This window comes from Vreelandella glaciei, from assembly GCF_013415125.1.
In the GTDB taxonomy this organism is placed as follows: Bacteria; Pseudomonadota; Gammaproteobacteria; order Pseudomonadales; family Halomonadaceae; genus Vreelandella; species Vreelandella glaciei.
Genome location: NZ_JACCDE010000024.1, coordinates 1 through 17,435, shown reverse-complemented (window position 1 = coordinate 17,435; position 17,435 = coordinate 1). Strand labels below are relative to the sequence as shown.

The 17,435-nt window shown below is 52.9% G+C and carries 23 protein-coding genes; 18 read left to right on the top strand and 5 right to left on the bottom strand.

Annotation, left to right across the window (positions count from 1 at the left end):
• Positions 1 to 133: 133 nt before the first annotated feature.
• Positions 134 to 283, bottom strand: a complete 150-nt coding sequence (locus tag HZS80_RS15590; RefSeq protein WP_158414229.1) for a hypothetical protein — start codon at positions 281 to 283, stop codon at positions 134 to 136.
• A 153-nt stretch (positions 284 to 436) separates the two neighbouring features.
• On the opposite strand from HZS80_RS15590, the gene HZS80_RS15585 reads away from it, so the two are divergent.
• The 4 genes from HZS80_RS15585 to HZS80_RS15575 all read left to right on the top strand — a co-directional run bounded on the left by HZS80_RS15585 (position 437) and on the right by HZS80_RS15575 (position 6,053).
• A complete protein-coding gene (locus tag HZS80_RS15585) occupies positions 437 to 667 on the top strand; it encodes a hypothetical protein (protein WP_052703863.1) in 231 nt (76 codons plus the stop codon).
• A gap of 671 nt (positions 668 to 1,338) precedes the next feature.
• Positions 1,339 to 2,577: a DNA methyltransferase gene (locus HZS80_RS23280; protein ID WP_218927739.1), complete on the top strand. Its 1,239-nt coding sequence runs from the start codon at positions 1,339 to 1,341 to the stop codon at positions 2,575 to 2,577.
• A 53-nt stretch (positions 2,578 to 2,630) separates the two neighbouring features.
• Entirely contained in the window at positions 2,631 to 3,467 is an 837-nt protein-coding gene (locus tag HZS80_RS23275) for a DNA methyltransferase (protein WP_340162620.1), read from the top strand.
• 3 nt (positions 3,468 to 3,470) lie between these two features.
• Positions 3,471 to 6,053, top strand: coding sequence for a DEAD/DEAH box helicase (locus tag HZS80_RS15575; protein ID WP_035557795.1), 2,583 nt, complete (start codon positions 3,471 to 3,473; stop codon positions 6,051 to 6,053).
• Between the two features lie 390 nt (positions 6,054 to 6,443).
• Here HZS80_RS15575 and HZS80_RS15570 read toward each other — a convergent pair whose 3' ends face one another.
• The 3 genes from HZS80_RS15570 to HZS80_RS15560 all read right to left on the bottom strand — a co-directional run bounded on the left by HZS80_RS15570 (position 6,444) and on the right by HZS80_RS15560 (position 8,230).
• Positions 6,444 to 6,629 (bottom strand): hypothetical protein, encoded by a 186-nt coding sequence (locus tag HZS80_RS15570; protein ID WP_035557799.1) that lies wholly within the window; start codon positions 6,627 to 6,629, stop codon positions 6,444 to 6,446.
• Between the two features lie 828 nt (positions 6,630 to 7,457).
• Positions 7,458 to 7,679: a hypothetical protein gene (locus HZS80_RS15565; RefSeq protein ID WP_035557802.1), complete on the bottom strand. Its 222-nt coding sequence runs from the start codon at positions 7,677 to 7,679 to the stop codon at positions 7,458 to 7,460.
• A 50-nt stretch (positions 7,680 to 7,729) separates the two neighbouring features.
• Positions 7,730 to 8,230, bottom strand: coding sequence for a hypothetical protein (locus tag HZS80_RS15560; protein ID WP_179916620.1), 501 nt, complete (start codon positions 8,228 to 8,230; stop codon positions 7,730 to 7,732).
• Between the two features lie 259 nt (positions 8,231 to 8,489).
• Between HZS80_RS15560 and HZS80_RS15555 the strand changes: the two genes are divergently transcribed.
• The 3 genes from HZS80_RS15555 to HZS80_RS15545 all read left to right on the top strand — a co-directional run bounded on the left by HZS80_RS15555 (position 8,490) and on the right by HZS80_RS15545 (position 9,879).
• Positions 8,490 to 8,711: a hypothetical protein gene (locus HZS80_RS15555; RefSeq protein ID WP_035557803.1), complete on the top strand. Its 222-nt coding sequence runs from the start codon at positions 8,490 to 8,492 to the stop codon at positions 8,709 to 8,711.
• A gap of 309 nt (positions 8,712 to 9,020) precedes the next feature.
• Positions 9,021 to 9,503: a PH domain-containing protein gene (locus HZS80_RS15550; protein ID WP_052703859.1), complete on the top strand. Its 483-nt coding sequence runs from the start codon at positions 9,021 to 9,023 to the stop codon at positions 9,501 to 9,503.
• A 7-nt stretch (positions 9,504 to 9,510) separates the two neighbouring features.
• Positions 9,511 to 9,879, top strand: a complete 369-nt coding sequence (locus HZS80_RS15545) for a hypothetical protein (protein WP_035557809.1) — start codon at positions 9,511 to 9,513, stop codon at positions 9,877 to 9,879.
• A 95-nt stretch (positions 9,880 to 9,974) separates the two neighbouring features.
• On the opposite strand, the gene HZS80_RS15540 is transcribed toward HZS80_RS15545, so the two are convergent.
• Positions 9,975 to 10,292, bottom strand: a complete 318-nt coding sequence (locus HZS80_RS15540) for a hypothetical protein (RefSeq protein ID WP_035557812.1) — start codon at positions 10,290 to 10,292, stop codon at positions 9,975 to 9,977.
• Positions 10,293 to 10,461: 169 nt separating this feature from the next.
• On the opposite strand from HZS80_RS15540, the gene HZS80_RS15535 reads away from it, so the two are divergent.
• The 11 genes from HZS80_RS15535 to HZS80_RS15485 all read left to right on the top strand — a co-directional run bounded on the left by HZS80_RS15535 (position 10,462) and on the right by HZS80_RS15485 (position 17,269).
• Positions 10,462 to 12,120 (top strand): DUF4942 domain-containing protein, encoded by a 1,659-nt coding sequence (locus tag HZS80_RS15535; RefSeq protein ID WP_035557814.1) that lies wholly within the window; start codon positions 10,462 to 10,464, stop codon positions 12,118 to 12,120.
• Between the two features lie 84 nt (positions 12,121 to 12,204).
• Entirely contained in the window at positions 12,205 to 12,423 is a 219-nt protein-coding gene (locus tag HZS80_RS15530) for a hypothetical protein (RefSeq protein WP_035557817.1), read from the top strand.
• Between the two features lie 172 nt (positions 12,424 to 12,595).
• A complete protein-coding gene (locus tag HZS80_RS15525) occupies positions 12,596 to 12,904 on the top strand; it encodes a hypothetical protein (RefSeq protein ID WP_035557818.1) in 309 nt (102 codons plus the stop codon).
• On the top strand, positions 12,901 to 13,509 hold the full coding sequence (locus HZS80_RS15520) for a thioredoxin domain-containing protein (RefSeq protein WP_035557821.1): 609 nt from the start codon (positions 12,901 to 12,903) through the stop codon (positions 13,507 to 13,509). The genes HZS80_RS15525 and HZS80_RS15520 overlap by 4 nt, the downstream gene beginning before the upstream one ends.
• Positions 13,509 to 14,153: an OmpA family protein gene (locus HZS80_RS15515; RefSeq protein ID WP_052703858.1), complete on the top strand. Its 645-nt coding sequence runs from the start codon at positions 13,509 to 13,511 to the stop codon at positions 14,151 to 14,153. Before HZS80_RS15520 ends, HZS80_RS15515 begins: the two co-directional genes overlap by 1 nt.
• Positions 14,150 to 14,929: a hypothetical protein gene (locus HZS80_RS15510; protein ID WP_035557823.1), complete on the top strand. Its 780-nt coding sequence runs from the start codon at positions 14,150 to 14,152 to the stop codon at positions 14,927 to 14,929. Before HZS80_RS15515 ends, HZS80_RS15510 begins: the two co-directional genes overlap by 4 nt.
• A gap of 10 nt (positions 14,930 to 14,939) precedes the next feature.
• Complete coding sequence (locus HZS80_RS15505; RefSeq protein WP_045812323.1) at positions 14,940 to 15,353, top strand: lytic transglycosylase domain-containing protein; 414 nt, start codon at positions 14,940 to 14,942, stop codon at positions 15,351 to 15,353.
• Positions 15,350 to 15,712, top strand: coding sequence for a TrbC/VirB2 family protein (locus HZS80_RS15500; RefSeq protein WP_035557825.1), 363 nt, complete (start codon positions 15,350 to 15,352; stop codon positions 15,710 to 15,712). The genes HZS80_RS15505 and HZS80_RS15500 overlap by 4 nt, the downstream gene beginning before the upstream one ends.
• Before the next feature lie 17 nt (positions 15,713 to 15,729).
• The gene (gene traL, locus HZS80_RS15495; protein WP_008958346.1) at positions 15,730 to 16,023 is read left to right on the top strand and encodes a type IV conjugative transfer system protein TraL; all 294 of its coding nucleotides are present in this window, start codon (positions 15,730 to 15,732) and stop codon (positions 16,021 to 16,023) included.
• A complete protein-coding gene (locus HZS80_RS15490) occupies positions 16,023 to 16,580 on the top strand; it encodes a TraE/TraK family type IV conjugative transfer system protein (RefSeq protein ID WP_035557829.1) in 558 nt (185 codons plus the stop codon). The genes traL and HZS80_RS15490 overlap by 1 nt, the downstream gene beginning before the upstream one ends.
• Positions 16,577 to 17,269 (top strand): TraK domain-containing protein, encoded by a 693-nt coding sequence (locus tag HZS80_RS15485; RefSeq protein ID WP_035557832.1) that lies wholly within the window; start codon positions 16,577 to 16,579, stop codon positions 17,267 to 17,269. Before HZS80_RS15490 ends, HZS80_RS15485 begins: the two co-directional genes overlap by 4 nt.
• Positions 17,270 to 17,435: the final 166 nt, after the last annotated feature.

The following is a 17,435-nucleotide window of genomic DNA, read 5'->3' as shown; positions in this document are numbered from 1 at the left end:
TGCTGAGACGATACTTGCTCCCGAGGTCATGATTCAGGAGCGCCAGCGCATCCGCGTGCCGGCGATCGCCTCCGCTAGTGATGAACAATAGCCAGCTTTCTACGATGTTGATGAGTCGCCCTCGCAGTTCAGTTTATTTACCGTCACGAAACGCTTTGGCTACCTTGAGATGGCTCTCAAGGTAGTCTTGAGGAACCCCTTCGGACATCATGGCGGCTTCACCAGGCGTGAGAATACCTTCCTCGGTATCAAAGTCCTCTGCGATGCTTAAAAGTCTCCCCATGTTAAAGGGAAGCACTGCCCCCCAAATATGGCCGACAGAACGCCTAGAAGCTCCATTATGCTCGTTATTACCTCGTGAGTGGTGCCGAAAATCCAGCTAGTGGGCGCTGGTCGGTGTAATGATAGGACCGGAAGGCGTTACGATTGGTGTCTTGTGTGGCGCGGTATTTGTGGGTTGTTAGACGGCAAGACTATTGGTGTTGCCGGTGCCAAACTGTGCCATGAGCTGGAGGGGGTGGCACGTGCGCTTTACTGCGATACCACCGGCGAACCTCAGCCCCAGGAAGTGGGCCTGATCCTTAATCACGGTGTGGGCTACTCACCAGGCAGTCTGGTAGACGCTAACGGTCTGCTAGAAATCAAAACTAAGCTGCGCAAGTTCTAAATCAAAGTGCTGTTGAATGGAGAAATACCCGATGAGCACATACCCGAATGCCAGGGTGAACTATGGGTCAGTGAGAGGGAATGGATCGATTTTGTTAGTTATTGGCCGGGGATGCCGCTGTTTATCAAGCGCGCTTATCGAGACGACACCATGATCCGAACCATTGCTGAACGGGTCGGAGAGTTTCATGAAGAGATGGAGCGGTGCATCAGCCAAGTGATTGCTGCTAGACGGAATCCATACATAAAAATTCAACACGCTACCTAACGACATAGATGCCGGGGCCACCACCCTCGGCGTGATTTTATTTTTTTGTTCGCACTCTGCATTATTACTTCATATACCGATATGCCATCATAGCGACCACGTTTTGGTTAAGCATAAAATTGTTAATGAAAATGGTTTTCGTTTTACTTATATCTAACTGTTTGCGTTATGCTTTTCGAAAATATTGACTCGCATGGTTACATAAAGTCAATTGCGAGTATCCGCATGGTGGGGTGTTCGCTGCGAATTGCTGGAGCGCGGCAATCGAAGCTGTCCATTATTTTTATTAACTAATTGAATTTTAAATATTTAATTGCTTTAGATGTTACTTTTATAGAATTTTTGCAATCCTGCTCTTTCTTGGGGCAAGTTGATGCTGAAAATTAGAAAATCCGGAGCCATTAGTGTCACGATTGACCGATTTGATTGCTGATCTAAAAGCAAAAGACCCCAAGCTAGGGGCCGACCTAGACAAGGAATTCAAAGTTCTTTCATCCCGCTTGCCCTTTGGCCTGAATTTCGAGCGACATAGTCCTGAAGCGGTTGAACTGCCCCTTCGGCCTATACGAAAAGGTGACAAAGTGCGCATTCTTGCGCCACGTGGATCAGTCGAGAAAGGTGATCAACGTTTATGGCAGGTTAAAGCGATTCAAAAGAAGAAGAAAATTGCAGGCCTAGAGAGTATCGGGGGAGGTAGCTCGGATAAGCAGACAGCCTCCCTAGATGATCTGGTGGTCGTGGCTGAGTTCCGAGATACGATCTTCCCGGGGTTGGTCAGTACTGGGAAAGAGGAGCGCGCTAACGGCAAGCCGTTTCACACAGTAATTAATGGTGAAAACTATCATGCCCTGAAGGCATTGACATTTTCACACAGAGGCATGGTTGATGTGATTTATATCGATCCCCCTTATAACTCTGGCGCAAAGGATTGGAAATATAACAACAACTACGTTGAAAAAGAGGATTTGTATCGCCACAGCAAATGGCTAGCAATGATGGAGCGTCGTCTTTTGGTGGCAAAGGAGCTTCTAAAGCCAGAAGAATCAGTCTTAATTGTGACTATCGATGAGAAGGAATACCTTCGGCTGGGGCTTCTTCTTGAACAGACATTTCCTGAAGCTAGGATCCAGATGACGAGCTCCCAAATCAATCCTGCGGCAGTTGCTCGTGCTGGCGCATTCGGAAGAAGTGACGAATACATATACTTCGTGAAATTTGGCACCTCTTCCCCAAAGAGAATTGAACTTAATAGAGAATGGGTTTCTGCTAAGGGGCGCACCCACAACGTCGTTGTAAGGTGGGATTTGCTAAGAAGATCTGGAAAAAAGGGTTCTAGCCGAAAAGACTCGCCTGGATGCTTTTATCCGATTTACATAGATCCTACTGGTCCAAGAGTTGCAAAGATCGGCGAAGCTCTGCCCCCTAACGTTTCAGAACCCGAAGGTATTGATGGGGCTGTGGCTGTTTTGCCTATTCGTAAGGATGACTCCGAGGGCCGGTGGCAATGGACACCCGCAACCTTGGCATCCAGGCTTAAAGAAGGCCGTGTGAGAATTTCTGGTTCGCTTGATAAAGGATTTACAGTCTCTATTCTTAAACCGGGCGAGTACAAAAAGATTCTAGATGGTGAAGTAGACGTGTAGGGTACGGAGTCGATGGTTCTGTCATTGTAGAGGGTCAAGGCGACTCGGATAGCGTGCGAGCTATACCCTCTACTCAATGGCGAATAACTTCGCATGATGCAACACAATATGGAACTCGGCTGCTTGATAGTTCCTTCTTGCCTGGTCGTGACTTTCCGTATCCAAAATCTCTTTACGCTGTTGAAGATGCCCTTCGATTCTTTGTTATTGATAATCCTGAAGCCGTTGTTCTAGATTTTTTCTCCGGGTCTGGCACTACAGCACATGCCGTGATGAGGCTTAACAAGCAAGACGGTGGCTCTCGCCAGTGCATATCAATAACAAACAATGAAGTGGCCGAGGAAGAGCAGAAAGAACTAAGAAAAAAAGGATTGAGACCTGGTGACCCTGAGTGGGAGACGCAAGGCATCTGCGACTACATCACCAAACCCCGTATTAGGGCTGCAATTACAGGCAAAACTCCTGAAGGAGAACCGATCAAGGGCGACTACAAGTTCACCGATGAATTCCCTATGTCTGTAGGGCTTGAGGAAAACGCCGAGTTTTTCACGCTGACCTATGAAGCTAAGGATGCCGTTAACTATAACCTAGCCTATAGCCGCATCGCTCCATTGCTATGGCTGCGCGCAGGAGCGCGTGGTAAGCGTATAGACAAGCTTCCCGAGAATGGCTGGGCTGTCTCAGATACCCATGGCTTGCTGACTGAAGTAGACAAGGCCACAGATTTCATACATTCAGTGCGCGAGGTTCAGGGGTTACGAATTGCGTACATCGTGACGGATGATGATCGCCGCTTTCAGGCAATTGCTCGGCGCCTGCCAGAGAGTGTAGAGCCGGTGCGCTTGTACGAGTCCTATCTGACCAATTTCAGCTTTGCTAATGGGGAATAATCAATGAAGTTTACGCTCAAGGACTACCAGGCGGACGCGGTACGTGATTCTCTGGAAAACTTGAATAAGGCGCGCACCTACTGGCACAGCCATGGCGATAAAGCTGCTTTTTCACTAACCGCTGTAACAGGTGCCGGTAAAACCGTAATGGCTGCTGCTGCTTTCGAAGCCTTGTTTCACGGTGATGATGAATTCAATTTTGATGCTGACCCTGGTGCAGTAGTTATCTGGTTTAGTGATGACCCTTCGCTCAATGAACAGACCCGTTTTCGTCTGAAAGAATCCAGTGACCGCATTAACCATAGCGATATGGTGGTGGTGGAAAACACCTTCAATCGGCCAAAATTCGAGGCCGGAAAAATTTACTTCCTGAATACACAGAAGCTGAGTAAGAACAGTTTGCTGGTCCGCGGGCACGACCAGGGCGAGCTGGAAGAAAAGGCGGGCGGATTGTTCCCGGAAACTCGCCCTGACCTGCGCGCCTACACGATCTGGGACACTATCCAGAACACCATTGAAGACCCTGAGCTTACGCTGTACCTAGTGCTGGATGAAGCACATCGGGGGATGGGTAATGGCAACAAGGAGAAAGCCACCATTGTTCAGCGCCTGATCAATGGATTCGGTGCCGTGCCGGGCATTCCAGTGGTCTGGGGCATCTCAGCCACGGTAGAGCGTTTCAACAAAGCCATCGAAACCGCCATTAAGCGCACGAAACTGCCTGATGTGGCTGTTGACTCGGCTAAAGTACAAGAATCCGGCCTAATCAAAGACACTATACTGCTGGATATTCCTGACGAAGTAGGCGACTTCGATACGCTTTTGGTGCGCCGTGCCACGGATAAGCTGCGGGAGTCGACGACGCTTTGGTCAGAATACGCCAAACAACAGCAAGATTCCGGCATGGTAGTACCGCTGATGGTATTGCAGGTTCCCAACACGCCCGACCCGAACGAAATAGGCCGTGCTCTCGATGCCATTTTTGCGCGTTATCCAGAATTACCCAGCAGCAGTGTTGCCCATGTGTTTGGTGAGCATACGACTCAGCGATTCGGCAACCGTGACGTACCTTACATCGAACCACAGCGCGTACAAGACTCGACCTGGGTACGTGTCCTGATTGCCAAGGATGCCATCAGCACCGGCTGGGATTGCCCCCGAGCCGAAGTCATGGTGTCTTTCAGGGCGGCAAACGACCGGACCCATATCACGCAGTTGTTGGGACGCATGGTCCGCTCGCCACTTGCACGCCGCATTCCAGGGAATGAGCGTCTGAATGCTGTCGACTGTTTGTTGCCGAGGTTCAATCGCAAGACAGTTGAAAGCGTTGTAGAAGCCTTGATGAGTGGTGATGACACATCATCTGCTACGCCAGGTCGCATCTTGGTGAATCCGATTGAGATGCACCCAAACCCTTCGGCTTCTGACGCAGTATGGGCAACGTTTGAAGCCCTGCCTTCGCAGACCCGCCCCCAGCGTGTCGCTAAACCAGCCAAGCGGCTTACTGCCCTGGCTCAAGAATTGGCAGATGACGGCATTCTCGAGGGGGCTGGCAGGAAAGCACATGGTCTGCTGCACCAAGCGCTTGACGAGTTTCAGGTCCAACATCAGGACAAAATCAAAGCCAAACGTGACTCTGTAATGACCGTAGACGGCAAGACAGTTGTCGCTGACATGAAGGGCAAGAAAAAGACTTTCGACGAGTTCTGGGAAGATGCTGATATGGCGGTTATTGATGACGCCTACCGACGTGCGGCGCGGGTGTTTACCCCAGATATTTCGCGTACCTACGTTGAACACCTTGCCCGCCAAGTAGCTAGTGTGGATGACGATCCAGAGGAGTTTTTGGAAGCCATCGTTGAAGCCCGTGTCTCCATTGCAGGCTTGGGCCTGGTGACGGAAGTTCAGGACTATTTCGACAGAGTTTCAGATGGGATTGCGAAGGACTGGCTCACTCAGCATTGGAACACGATCAAAACACTCTCTGATGATCGGAAGGAATCTTATCGCCAAGTCATTGAGATGAGCACCAAACCCCAGGATGTGGAGTTGGTAAAACCAGAAGCCAAATTCGAACCGACCAAGGTGCGGCAGGGAGAAAAAGAGAGTGACCTACCCACTTGGCATCAGCATCTGCTGTGCGATGAGGATAGAAACTACCCCTCAGCGTTGAATGCGTGGGAGCAGGAAGTCCTTGAGCGTGAATCCAAGCGCGATGGTTTCTCCTTCTGGTACCGCAACCCTCAGCAGCCGGGGCAGTCCTCGCTGGGTATCGCGTATCAGGAAAATGACCAGTACAAAATCCTGCGCCCGGATTTCATCTTCTTTGCCGAAAAAGATGGTCAAGTAGTCGCCGACATTGTTGACCCTCATGGGCTCCATCTGGCTGATGCTTTGCCCAAGCTGCAAGGCTTGGCAGTGTATGCGGAGAAACACGCCAGCAAATACCGTCGTATCGAATCAGTGGCAGAAGCGAAAGGTAAACTGAGGGTGCTGGATCTAACTAAGGTCAAAGTTCGAGAGGCTATTTTTGCGGCTAACGATGCTGTGAGCCTTTTCAATGCCTCATTTGCAAATGATTACTAGATGGAAAGGAAAGGCGTAGTTAACTAGTCAATGAGCTGTAGCGGAGCAGACATAAAGTCTTATTTTAGGTAGTTAACAGATTTGTAGCCATTGCCAGGACAGCAGGCGTAAGTGTGAAGCTGGCTCATTGATAAAGTCGGGGTTGTCTTGAATTGTGGCTAGAGCACCTTAGTCGTCAACCCAGTAGGGTTGTGACGCTTGGTTTTCCAGCTTTTGGTCGTATCCACGCTGGTTTCCATAACGCTGGTAAATTTCTTGAGAGACATGAAGCTTTGCGCGGATGGCTTTTACATCGGGCCACTTCATGGCGCGTGATGCGGCTAGCCCCTGCCTTGCCTTGTTTAATCTCAACGGCTTCCTGCAGCGATGTTTGGAGTTCGGCAAAAATGTTCAAGTGGAAACCTCCCCTTTTAATTGGTGGGCCAGTGTTTTCAATACGGCCTTTTCAGCGGGCGTTAAGCGGTTCTTCACGCTCTGTAGGTGGTCAGTCGCCTTCTGATGCATTTCCAACGCGAGTTGGCCAAACTGGGTGGCCTTACGCAGCTCGGGACGCGCTTCATTTTGGGTAATGGCCATGCTTATTTCCTTTTGAGGTTGGTTGACTGAACTATGGTTTTCGCTGGCACGTTGTCAGCGTAGATCTCTTTCCAAGCAGTCTGGGGGACTGGAAACACCCATTGGAATGCGGATGGAAACGCTATCCATCGTGTCCATAACAGGCTTCCATGATGCTTATCGTGGTGAGTAGCAAATCGGTATCCGTGGCCCAGATGGAGGCGACAATACGAGACATCCCTGGTACGAGAGTCAGCCAGACGGTCGGTTATCTACAGGGGGGAGAGTTTCGGCGTTGCCTATGGTTGTAGCTCGAACACGTAAAGCAACTGTGAGCGTGATTCACTTCACCCTACATTCACTTCCGACGTCATGCGAAGCCAGGGCATCTCTGTTCACGCTCCCTATGCACCGCTGAGAGAGCCCTTTGAGCATGACTTAGAGTTGTTACGTGCAGGCAAAAGTGTGACATCGGCTTCAAGCAGTTCCCACCGTGTCCACCCACACTTGGGGAAGATGGCCTGTGGGCAGGGTGGTCACCCCTTTAGCCTGTTTGGTCTTAGTGGATGACAGCAGGTGAGCCATGAAATGCCTCTCTCAGGGCTTGGGAACAAGCCTCAAGTATAGTTCTATACATTGGACCATTTCATGATGAAATGGTCGATTTTAGTCACCACTACACAAAGAACTACCGGCGTTACTTAGGGTAGGGGAAGGACGGTCACATAACATCTTTTAGATGCCCCAAGATTGTTTCGCATGCGAAACAAAGCGGTAGTCATCAAACGAAATCGGGCAGCCCACCATAAAGGTTGCTGCCCGATCGCGTACTTGCAGTCTGGCATGGGTTTAACTCGGCTCAGTGTCCTGGTCATCGAGCGTTTCAGAGGCAGCGGAAAGGGCCGCTTCGGCACAGGCTGCCGCGTTCTCGGCGACTTCTTCGGGACTGAGCTTACCCCCTCCCTCACCAAGCAGAATGGCGTGCATGGCAGTCATCGTGAAGGCTTCCAGTCTCGTCATGTCCAAAGCAGACTTATCGAACCGCGAGGTGTTGAGATTATCGTCAGCCATTTTGCCCTCCAAAAGCTGAGCGGCCACTAATAGAGTGGCCGCTGATCGAATCAGATTCGTTCCCAGTCGCCACCGGCATTCTGGCAAGTCGTGACATTCTGATCATTGTCCTCGGGGCCACCAGTGACAGTGATGTGGTAATCAATGCAAGTACGGCCTTCACCATCGACATAAGTATCGCTCTTGACGATGTTCTGTTTCATGTTGGCAACGTCCTCGAACCCGACTTCGGATTCGCCCTGCAATGCGGTGAAAGCGCTTCGCATCCCCTTGTCAGCCAGACCTAGCGCGCCAGCGCCAACAGCACCGTAGGCGGCATCGCTCATACCTGCTTTTCCGCCATTAACCAAACCCTGAACGCCCTGCATGTGACTGGCCGAGTCTGCTCCTGCTGCGCTGACGCTATTGTTGTTGCGACTTCCTAGCACATCAGTGATCGCGCTGACGGCTGAGTTCTGCAACATGCCAGACCCTTGCGGGGCAGCACAACCAGCAGCCAACAGCAGCATTGATGTGGCAGCCAGACCCATGAGAGTACGCTTGATAGTCATTTTGATCCCCTTTTAATCCGTTGTTTTGATGGTTTCAGGCAAAGCTACTTATAGATATATAATTTATACCATACGACGTTTTATATTTAAAACTCTGCGAAGCATTTCCAGACAAAGTATTCTCTACACAATCCCGAATCATCGCAAACGCAGCGCCGTAAATCAGTAATAATGGCAATTAGTAATGGCGGGGAATCCGTAAAAATTGTCACATATTCATATTTAAAAAATGTCGTCTAGTATAATTAAGGTTGGTATTATGGATTCAGGTGCTCTTATTGCGAACGCGCACGACGAGCTTTCCCTACTCTCACGACTTGTCGTAGATAGGGCGGCCCTGCGCGAAACCAACGAAACACTGACGCTGATCATTGATGAGGAGGGGGCGCGGTTACTGACGATGGACCGGGTGCGCCAAGAAATTGAGTGTGCTGTAAAGAAAGTGTGTGGGCTGGAGGTTGCCTATGAGCGGGCCGCGTAATTCCCGCCAGGCGAGACAGCTTGTTAGGCGTCTTGAACGCGACTGTGACCTGGATTGGCCAGGTGGCGCTGACAACGCAGCTCTTTTTCATGACCGCTCAGCCAGTCGGTGGGAACTCCACACACTCGAAGGCCCTTCGTTACCTGTCATCTCTGGCCCTACCCCTCTAACCCACCTGCTTCGAGATGGGTTCGTCCTGATCCGCTGGCCGGATGACAGCATCGAGCTTTTCCACGTTGAAACGGCAGAATCACAATTGAGCCACCGACTGAAAGAAGCGGAGGTGGCAGCAGCCGGGAGATGAAACCCATGATAAGCAAGACCACCTTCCGAGTCAGTCACCGCGCCCTGCTGGGACACTGGTTGCTCGTACCCTTGGGGGCAGCATTGCACTTTGCTCCTCATGCCCCCTTTACCCTCGCTGGGGCAAACGCTCCAGAGACTCTGACGAACATCCTTTCCTGGGCAGGGATGGGGTTGGCCGCCTGGGGACTGCTGAACATCGCCTATCAGCGCCTTGCTCACGAGTACGTCATAGGCCCCGATCGCGTGATAGAGCGGCACGGCATTATTGCCAGGCGTGTTACACCCCTATTTATTCATCACATTCGTTCGACCGAAGTGAACCAGACGATCTTGGGTCGATTGCTAGGATATGGGACGGTGAAAATGTCTGCGGCAGGCACTGGCACAAGCGAAGCTCGATTTGATCGCGTGGCCAACCCGTTGAAGGTCATGGCTTCAATCAACAGTCACTTTCAAAGCCTTGCGGCTGGCACTGGGCAGGAGTAGTTAGATCATGGACTCACAAATTTCCGCACTTGCTGATGTGCTTATCCCAGGCCAGAGCATTGTGTCGACCGATTGCCATCAGTCGCAGGAGCTGCTGCCCCACCGCCAGTTACTCACGCAAGTATTTTTGAAAGCAATTGATGACCTAAAGAGCAACAACCTCAAGCACCAGTTCTCTGCGGCTGAGTTTCTGGCTGGCCCTGTCGCTGAGGAGTATGTCGGCCATCTCGGGCTTCCTGAGTGGACACCCAAGTTGGCGCTACTGATCCATGCTCAATGCGAGCTTCGTTCTTGCCTTGAGATACCCGAGCAGTTGGAGGCTACCCTTAGCCAGTATGCACCGCCCGAAGCAGGCGAGCGCCGCCCCTCTTTGTGACTTGCTGGGCCTATATAGCACCTTCATCCAGGATGTGATGCAGCGGGTTGGCTTGCCAGCCCGCTTCCCCTGTCAATATTCCCCGCCTTAACCTACTACGGTTCTCCTTTCTCAGCGTCGCTGCTGGTTAGTCTTGACCCTCCTTGGCTCGCTAGCCATTCATCCAGCGCCAGCAGCTTGTCCTTGGGCAATCTCACCTCGACTGCCACGAACACCCGATCTACTTCCGCCTGTATTCGCTTTGCTGCCTGAGAAACAGCAGCTCTGGACACGCCATGCATATTGGCTGCTTTAGCGTATGTATCGCACACCTTCATAATCACATCTGAAGCTGCATCACATGCACGACCCTTCATTCTAAGCCTTGCCAGTGCCGCGTATAGCTGTTGAGTGCTGATGTCATCTGTGGACATGGTATCCCCTAAAAAGTGTGCATTGAACACATTTTTACTTGCCGTAAACAGTAATTCTGCATTAAAGTGTTTACATCATAACGAAGGCAGCCGGTCGGCGTCACCTACGCAGGAAGCCAGGCACCTCGGAAACTCGCTTGTAATAGATCACTAAATAGGGAACGGGACCATGATTCACGAAGCCATTGATAGCTATGACAGCACAGAATATCTTGGAGATATGGGGGAGTTCTTCGCCCCGGCCTCGACAGATATGGTCGATGGGCTGGTGGGGCGCTACAACGCAATGCGTAGGCGTGTGGAAGAAGTGGCGGCACTGTTTGATGGTGATCGTAAAGGTGTCGTCAACTACTTCATCCAGGGCAATCGCAAGCACGACAACACACGTTACTCATCACTGTCCACAGAGAATATTTTTATTGAAGAAGGCGCGATCGCAGCGCTGAACGCTGAATATTGGGACCGGGCCTTGAAGATGACCGATGTTCTCGACTTCATGCCTCAGACTCGCCGTAGCGAGTGGTGGGAGCAGATTAACGAGATGAAAACCCCTGACTTCACTGAGGAAACCGTAAGGGCAACCCTGACCGAGCTGCTAATGATGCGCGGCACCTTCCTAGCTGAGCGTGTCGACGGTATATTCCGTGCCCTAAGCCGTGAGCATGTTACCAATCGGCCTGAAGGTTTCTACAAACGGATGATCCTCAATTATGTCGTCACTTCCTATGAGACGGTGAATCATGACCAGGCAGGCCATATCAATGACCTTCGCTCAGTCATTGCTAAATTTATGGGCCGGGATGAACCAAACTGGCAGGCCTCTAGCCGATTGATTGATATTGCACGGCGCACCCCAGGCAAGCGGTTTATGGTTGATGGTGGCGCTCTGTACCTGAAGGTCTTTAAAAAAGGCACGGCGCATCTTGAGGTACACCCCGAAATCGCTTTTCGCCTAAACCAAGTGCTGGCGCATTTGCACCCGACAGCAATTCCTTCCCAGTTCCGCACCCCGCCTAAGCGCAAGCCTAAAGACTTTGTGCTAATGGATCGCCCACTTCAATTTGCGGTCATCAATTTACTCGGTTCCATGCGCAGCGTCCCTACCCGCTGCCCTAGCCACCTTCGACATCTCGAAACACGGTCGCCGAAGACAGAAAACCCTTGGGCGATTGAGTTCGATTATGGAGTGAAGGATAAGGTAGCGTTGGCTGAGGCTGAGCAGGTGCTCAAGGCCATCGGTGGGGTTAAGGTATTCAGTGATAACGGCGCAGTGTCGTGGTTCGAGTTCGACTACCACACCAAGCCGATTTTGGATGAGATTGTTGCCAGTGGTTGCATCCCTGACCATAAGAGCCACCAGTATTACCCTACCCCGGAGCGCTTGGCGTATGAGGTCGTAGAATTGGCCGAGATCAACGACCAGGATACGGTGCTGGAGCCAAGTGCTGGCCAGGGCCATATTGCTGATATGCTTCCCAAAGATCGGACTACCTGTGTCGAGCTGGCACCGCTGCATTGCAAGGTGCTAGCGGCGAAGGGGTTTCGCTGCCATCAAGCCGACTTTCTGGAGTGGGCAAATACGGCCAGAAGCTACACCAAAATAGTCATGAACCCTCCGTACAGCAAAGGTCGAGCCCTGCATCATCTTGAAGCCGCAGCGAGTTGTCTAGCTCCTGGCGGGCGCCTTGTGGCTATCCTCCCCGGCAGCATGCTCGACAAGGATCTACTGCCGGGCTGGGAGGTGGAATGGACTGCTAGCTATCAGGGTGAGTTCGCTGGGACTGGCGTAAACGTGACTATCCTGGTGGCTGATAAGCCCGCCCAGTAAGAAGTAAGCTAGCGCGGTCGATGCGATCGCGCCAGCTTTAGCATTTGGGTTAGCATTCCGAAAACACATCCTAACGGAAAGGTAATGGATCAAGGGTGCTACGAGGCTTACCTCCTGTCTCATGAAATACACAAAACGCTGGGCAACTATCAGCCCTCTCCTTATCGTCCTTGGTCGCCTGAGGATATGGCGTGGCTCGCTGGTGTTGATGATGCCTCTGGAGAGTATTTAAAAGCCGACAATGAGCAAAGCGGCGCCTCCCCCTCTCCTCGATCTAAAGAAACCCAGCTCTCCCTGTTCTAAGCCTCCCTCGATAGTCGTTTTCATCTCCCTCTAAGCCTTGGCATGCGACAGCAAAGCGACTCGCGCAAAAAAATCTCTACTTCCCCCGGTTAAGTGTCAGTGGCTGCCCTATCTACCTGCGAGGCCCATTAAGGGCACCTATGAGAGAGCACCGCTGGGAGGCGGAATTGAGATGATGGCGATGCGAGGCAGCACGCTTATTGGCGTGGCCATATTAGTTTGGGTCGCATGGATTGTCCTGGCGACCGATTCAGAAGCTCGAATTGAGCGAACCTGTCAGCCCGTTCTTTGGTTTGGCAATGTGGCAACTTCACTGACGCAGCTAACCTTTCCTAAGCAACAGGAATCGGTGCATGAGGCGTTTGAATCAGCTGACTATGCTTGTCGCTTTACCGTGTGGCGCTTGCTGCACGAAGACGCCTGGATCGAAAGCCACCAAGGTAACGAATCTAGTGATCAGTCGGGGGAGAGCGACCAATGATTTCCCCTACCCGCCTGCTACACCCCATCCGTAGAATTCTCGGTGTCACCGTGGCCACCTTGGGGCTCGCTGCTGGCGCTCATGCCGGAAATGATCAGCCTCTGGCGCTGGTTGAGTTTGCCAGCTTCGATTGCCCGCACTGCCAGGCCATGGACAAACACCACTCTTCTATTCAGGCAGCCGTCGAAGCGGCGGGCCTGGAGTACCGCTACGCTCCCCTGCCTTCCCATACCGGCCTTGAACGCGCATGGCGTGAACGCGCCTTTTACGCATCTCGCTCTATTCCAGGGGTTGCCAATGACGTTCGGAAAGCCTTTCTCACGGCTGGCGAAACCGGGGTTCCCCTCAAGGACTATGACGATGTGCTGGCGCACCTCCAATTGCATGTTCCCCAAGTTCGGTGGAACGAGTTTGCGGACGACCATATCAGCGATCCCAGCTCTGTCGAGGCGATTGAGCGAGCAGCGAGGCTTGCTGGTCGGGCAGGTCTTCGTGAGTACCCTGCCTTTGTCGCTGTGTCTCGTTCTGAAGTGAAGCTATTGAGCCTGTCGGGAGACGTTGCCGAGAGGGCCGAGGCGGTAATCAAGTACCTGGAGAACCTTTGATGACACTGCGAAACCCTGTGCTTGCTGTCTCGCTGACAGCTGTTCTTGCTGGCTGTGCAGCACATCCTCCGGCTCTGGAGCACGCACGCACGTCAACGCTACCTGATTCGTATAACACGATGACCAGTCGGCATGTGGTGATCCCTGCCTATACGCTTCAAGGGGTCAACGCGACCCGTACCACCAACTGGTACTACGGGGCTGGCCAGGGGCTTGATCGCTACGCTTACGGCGGCACCGTTTACGACGAGGCCTATTGGCAGCAGCGCCATGCCTCAATGCCGGATGACTACAAGGACGCCATGGAGTCTGTGCCTCTGGCGCGCTTCCATTTCGAGTTCGACTCAACAACGCTGACGCCTACCTCTCAGCGTGAAATGGCTTCCTTCCTGGAAGGAGAAGACCTGGCTGGCCGTGTGCTCATTGTTGGGTACACCGACCATATCGGCCCTGAGTCCTACAACATTTCACTCTCACAGCGCCGCGCTGATGCGATCGCGGGACAGCTCCATTTGGCTTGGCCAAAGGCCCGGTTCCTGACGGAAGGGCATGGCATCTATCCCAAGTTGGTTGACGGCACGACTGATGAAGCGCGGGCGGCAAACCGTCGCGCCGAGATTTTTTACCTGGAGGCAGACCAATGAACGTCTTTATCGCCCACGCCCAGATTCTACGAAAAGAGACGCCAAAGGAGCGCGGTCGTTCTGGCCTGATGGTGCTCAAGGTTGGTAAGAACAAGCGAAGCACAGAAGCCCTAATCCAATCTGTAAATCAGATCATTGTCCGAATTCCGAATCATCTATCTGATCGCGCAGCCAAGCTGGATGTTGATTCTTACATTGAAATTTTCGGCCATGTTGGCGGCATTGTGCGCCGTGCACACCACACGGGTGAGCAGCACCTGAGTGCCGAGTTGGTGGCCAACAACATCCAGCCGGCTGCCCCGATGATCGAGGGCAACATCGAAAAACATCTTTTCAATCGTTTCATTGCGATTGGCTTGCTGAGGGGGGTGAAAACTCCCGAGAAGGAGGGACCACCCTCCACAGCGTACCTGCAGATCGGCCCTGACCGACCGGACCTGGGGCGCTCCTTTCAGCATACCGGCGTGGTGTCCATGGCTGCTTTTGGGCGCGTTGTCGATCGACTTGTCGAGTACGAGGCCGGCACCGCCCTTCATGTTGAGGGACGAGTTACCGGCCTATTGCGAAAGATCCCCAAACCAGGAGCAGAAGGCGGCTTCGAGGAAAGTCTGGAGGTCGGGCTGGTGATGGATCGTGTCAGCCCCACTGCCATGGTCGCTGAGCGGATGATGACGCCGTTTGATGTGGCCAAGCCTGAAGCGCAGAACACCCCAGAAGAAACCAACGACGAAGCTGGCGCTGGGGAATCCGCGGCAGTGGCTGAAGAACAGCGCTAGGAGGTGGTCAATGATTGCCCTACCTGATTGTGTCCCTGAAATCGCTGATTACTACCAAGTACCCATCGAGATTGTCGCGGCAGTGCGTCTTCAAGAGAGCGGCAGCCGAGGGCAATTAGTGGGTCGCATAGGTCCGAACAAGAATGGCACTTACGACCTAGGCGCTATGCAAGTCAATACATGGTGGCTCGACCAGGAAACCAACCGGAATTACCTCCAGCAATGGGGAATTACCGAGCGTGAGTTGTTGGAAAATGAGTGTACGAATTTCGCTGTAGGGACGTGGATTCTCTACGACAACATCACGCGCTACGGCGAGTGGGAGGCGGCATTGGCCGCTTACAACGCTGGGTCGCCGAATAGTCCGGCAGGCCAGCAATACGCAAACGAAGTCCTCGCGACATTAGGAGATCAGTACCAATGACTACTTCCGTAGATACCCAGGCCACAACCAAGCAGGGCAAGCTCGCTCATCTAGTCGAATGCCTCCGCATGAACAAGAAGCGAGCAGCAGAGCGCTCACTGTTGGTTGCTACTACCGCTTTCCTGGCGATGCCAGCATGGGCACAGGAAGACTTTGAAGACTTCGCTGACAAGGTTGAAGAGCTGGCGCATGGGCCCTTCGGTATCGGCATTTCCATTCTGGCGCTGATCATCGGTTGCCTGGTGGGCCTTGGACGTCAATCTGCTGCCCCTGCGTTCCTGGGTCTAGGGATCGCCGGTGCCTTTGCGGTCGGCCCCTTCATGATCAAGGAAATCTTCAGCTGGTTCTCAGGCACCTGAGTTAGGAGTCGCGGGTCATGTCTAACGAGTCCTATCGGATACCGCAGGATGTTGATGCCCCTATCCCCATCTTCGCCTGGGAGATGACCGAGGTGGTTGTCGCCATCATGGTGATCGGCGTGGGCATCATCATGCGGTTTTTTATCCCAGGCCTATTTGCGGGGATCTTTCTCATGATGATGGCTAAGAAGATGCGTGCCGGCCAGAAGCGGGGACAAGTGCAGCATGTCTTGTGGCGGATGGGGCTCAAGTTAGACCCGCTGCTTGGCAAATACGCACCTAGGCCAATGCGATTGGAGTACATTCGCTGATGAAATACCTCAATGCATTGCGAAATCAGTGGGTCGCTGCCAGGGGCTGGATGTTCTGCACCCTGCTCCTGACTGGGTTGCTGATCTATGTCTTGCAGAGCTATGTCCAGCTCAGCGCCAATATGCCAACCCGGCTGGTTCCCTACAACCTGCACGTCGTGGATGGGCCGGTCGAGGTGGGCGCCAGCGCTGGTTATACCGATGCGAGCTACCTCACTGAGATAGCCATGGCGGATGCCCAGCTGCACAGCTCTTGGACCCCAAGGAACGTGAGAAGCCAATACGCTCGGTTCCAGAACCGGATGACGCCGGCCCTCTATGCCAAGGTCGGCAATGATCTACAAGCACGGATTCCAGACCTGGAGAAATCTGAGCGTACCCAGGCCTTGTTCATTGAAGGGACCCAAGTCCTAGACGGCACAGTGCGAGTTTATGGGCGCTTGCGGGCTTGGCATGGCACCGAACAGATCGAAGACGAACCGATTGCTTACCGTGTCCGCTATTCCTTCAGCGGTGGCGTTCCGTATGTCGCTGGTTTCTCTTTGGAGGACGAATGAAAAAGCCTAAGATGCAGGGGCTGGTCATGGTGGCGGCGCTTGCCGTCGCCACCTTTGTCAGCGCCAGCGATGATGTCCAGAAGGTGGTTGTATCCACCGATGCTTATAACCGGCTGGTATTCCCAGAGCCGTACTCTACGATTGTTATCCCCCCCGAGGCCGAGTTGCGTGACAACCCTGTGCCGACTGATGGCAAACGTGGTCTCCTCATCCGTCCTGCAGACGAAGCCGACCCGTTCTCTATCTTCATCCAGCTGCGAAGCGGCGAGGCCTTCACGGTGAAGCTAGCGCCGGAAAGCGGCATCGATGCCCAGGTGTTCCGGTATCGAAACGCCCCTGACCTATCCGCAGAGCCCGAAAGGGAAAGCCGGCCCAAGGATCGTTGGATTGCTGACACTATCCTGTCCGCTTTCCAGGGGGCTCGCCCTAGCGGGTTTGAGCCGGCTGGCGCCCCGCCTAGTGCCCGACTTGAAATGCCTAATGGCGGCACGCTCAAGCTCACAGCGGAAACCCAGTACCGTGGTTCCGGCCATGTCGTGAATATTTACCGGCTGTCTTCTGATACCTCCCTTGAAGTCGAGCCTCGTGACTTCTACCGCGATGGCGTCGTTGCTGTTTCCTTGGAAGGGGACACGGTAAGTGAGCGCGATCAGCCCCGAATGATCGTCGTGGAGGTTGACCGTGGCTGAAGATCAGAACAACCAGCAGCCGAATGAATCGGGCCAGGACAAGCCTTCTAGCCCGGATTTCTCACAGGGTATAAAAGAAAGCGGCTGAAAGTGTTAACGTTTCAGGGCCTTACACCAAAAACCAACACCAACAGCCGCTTCCAAAATGGTACCTGAAAAGCTGACC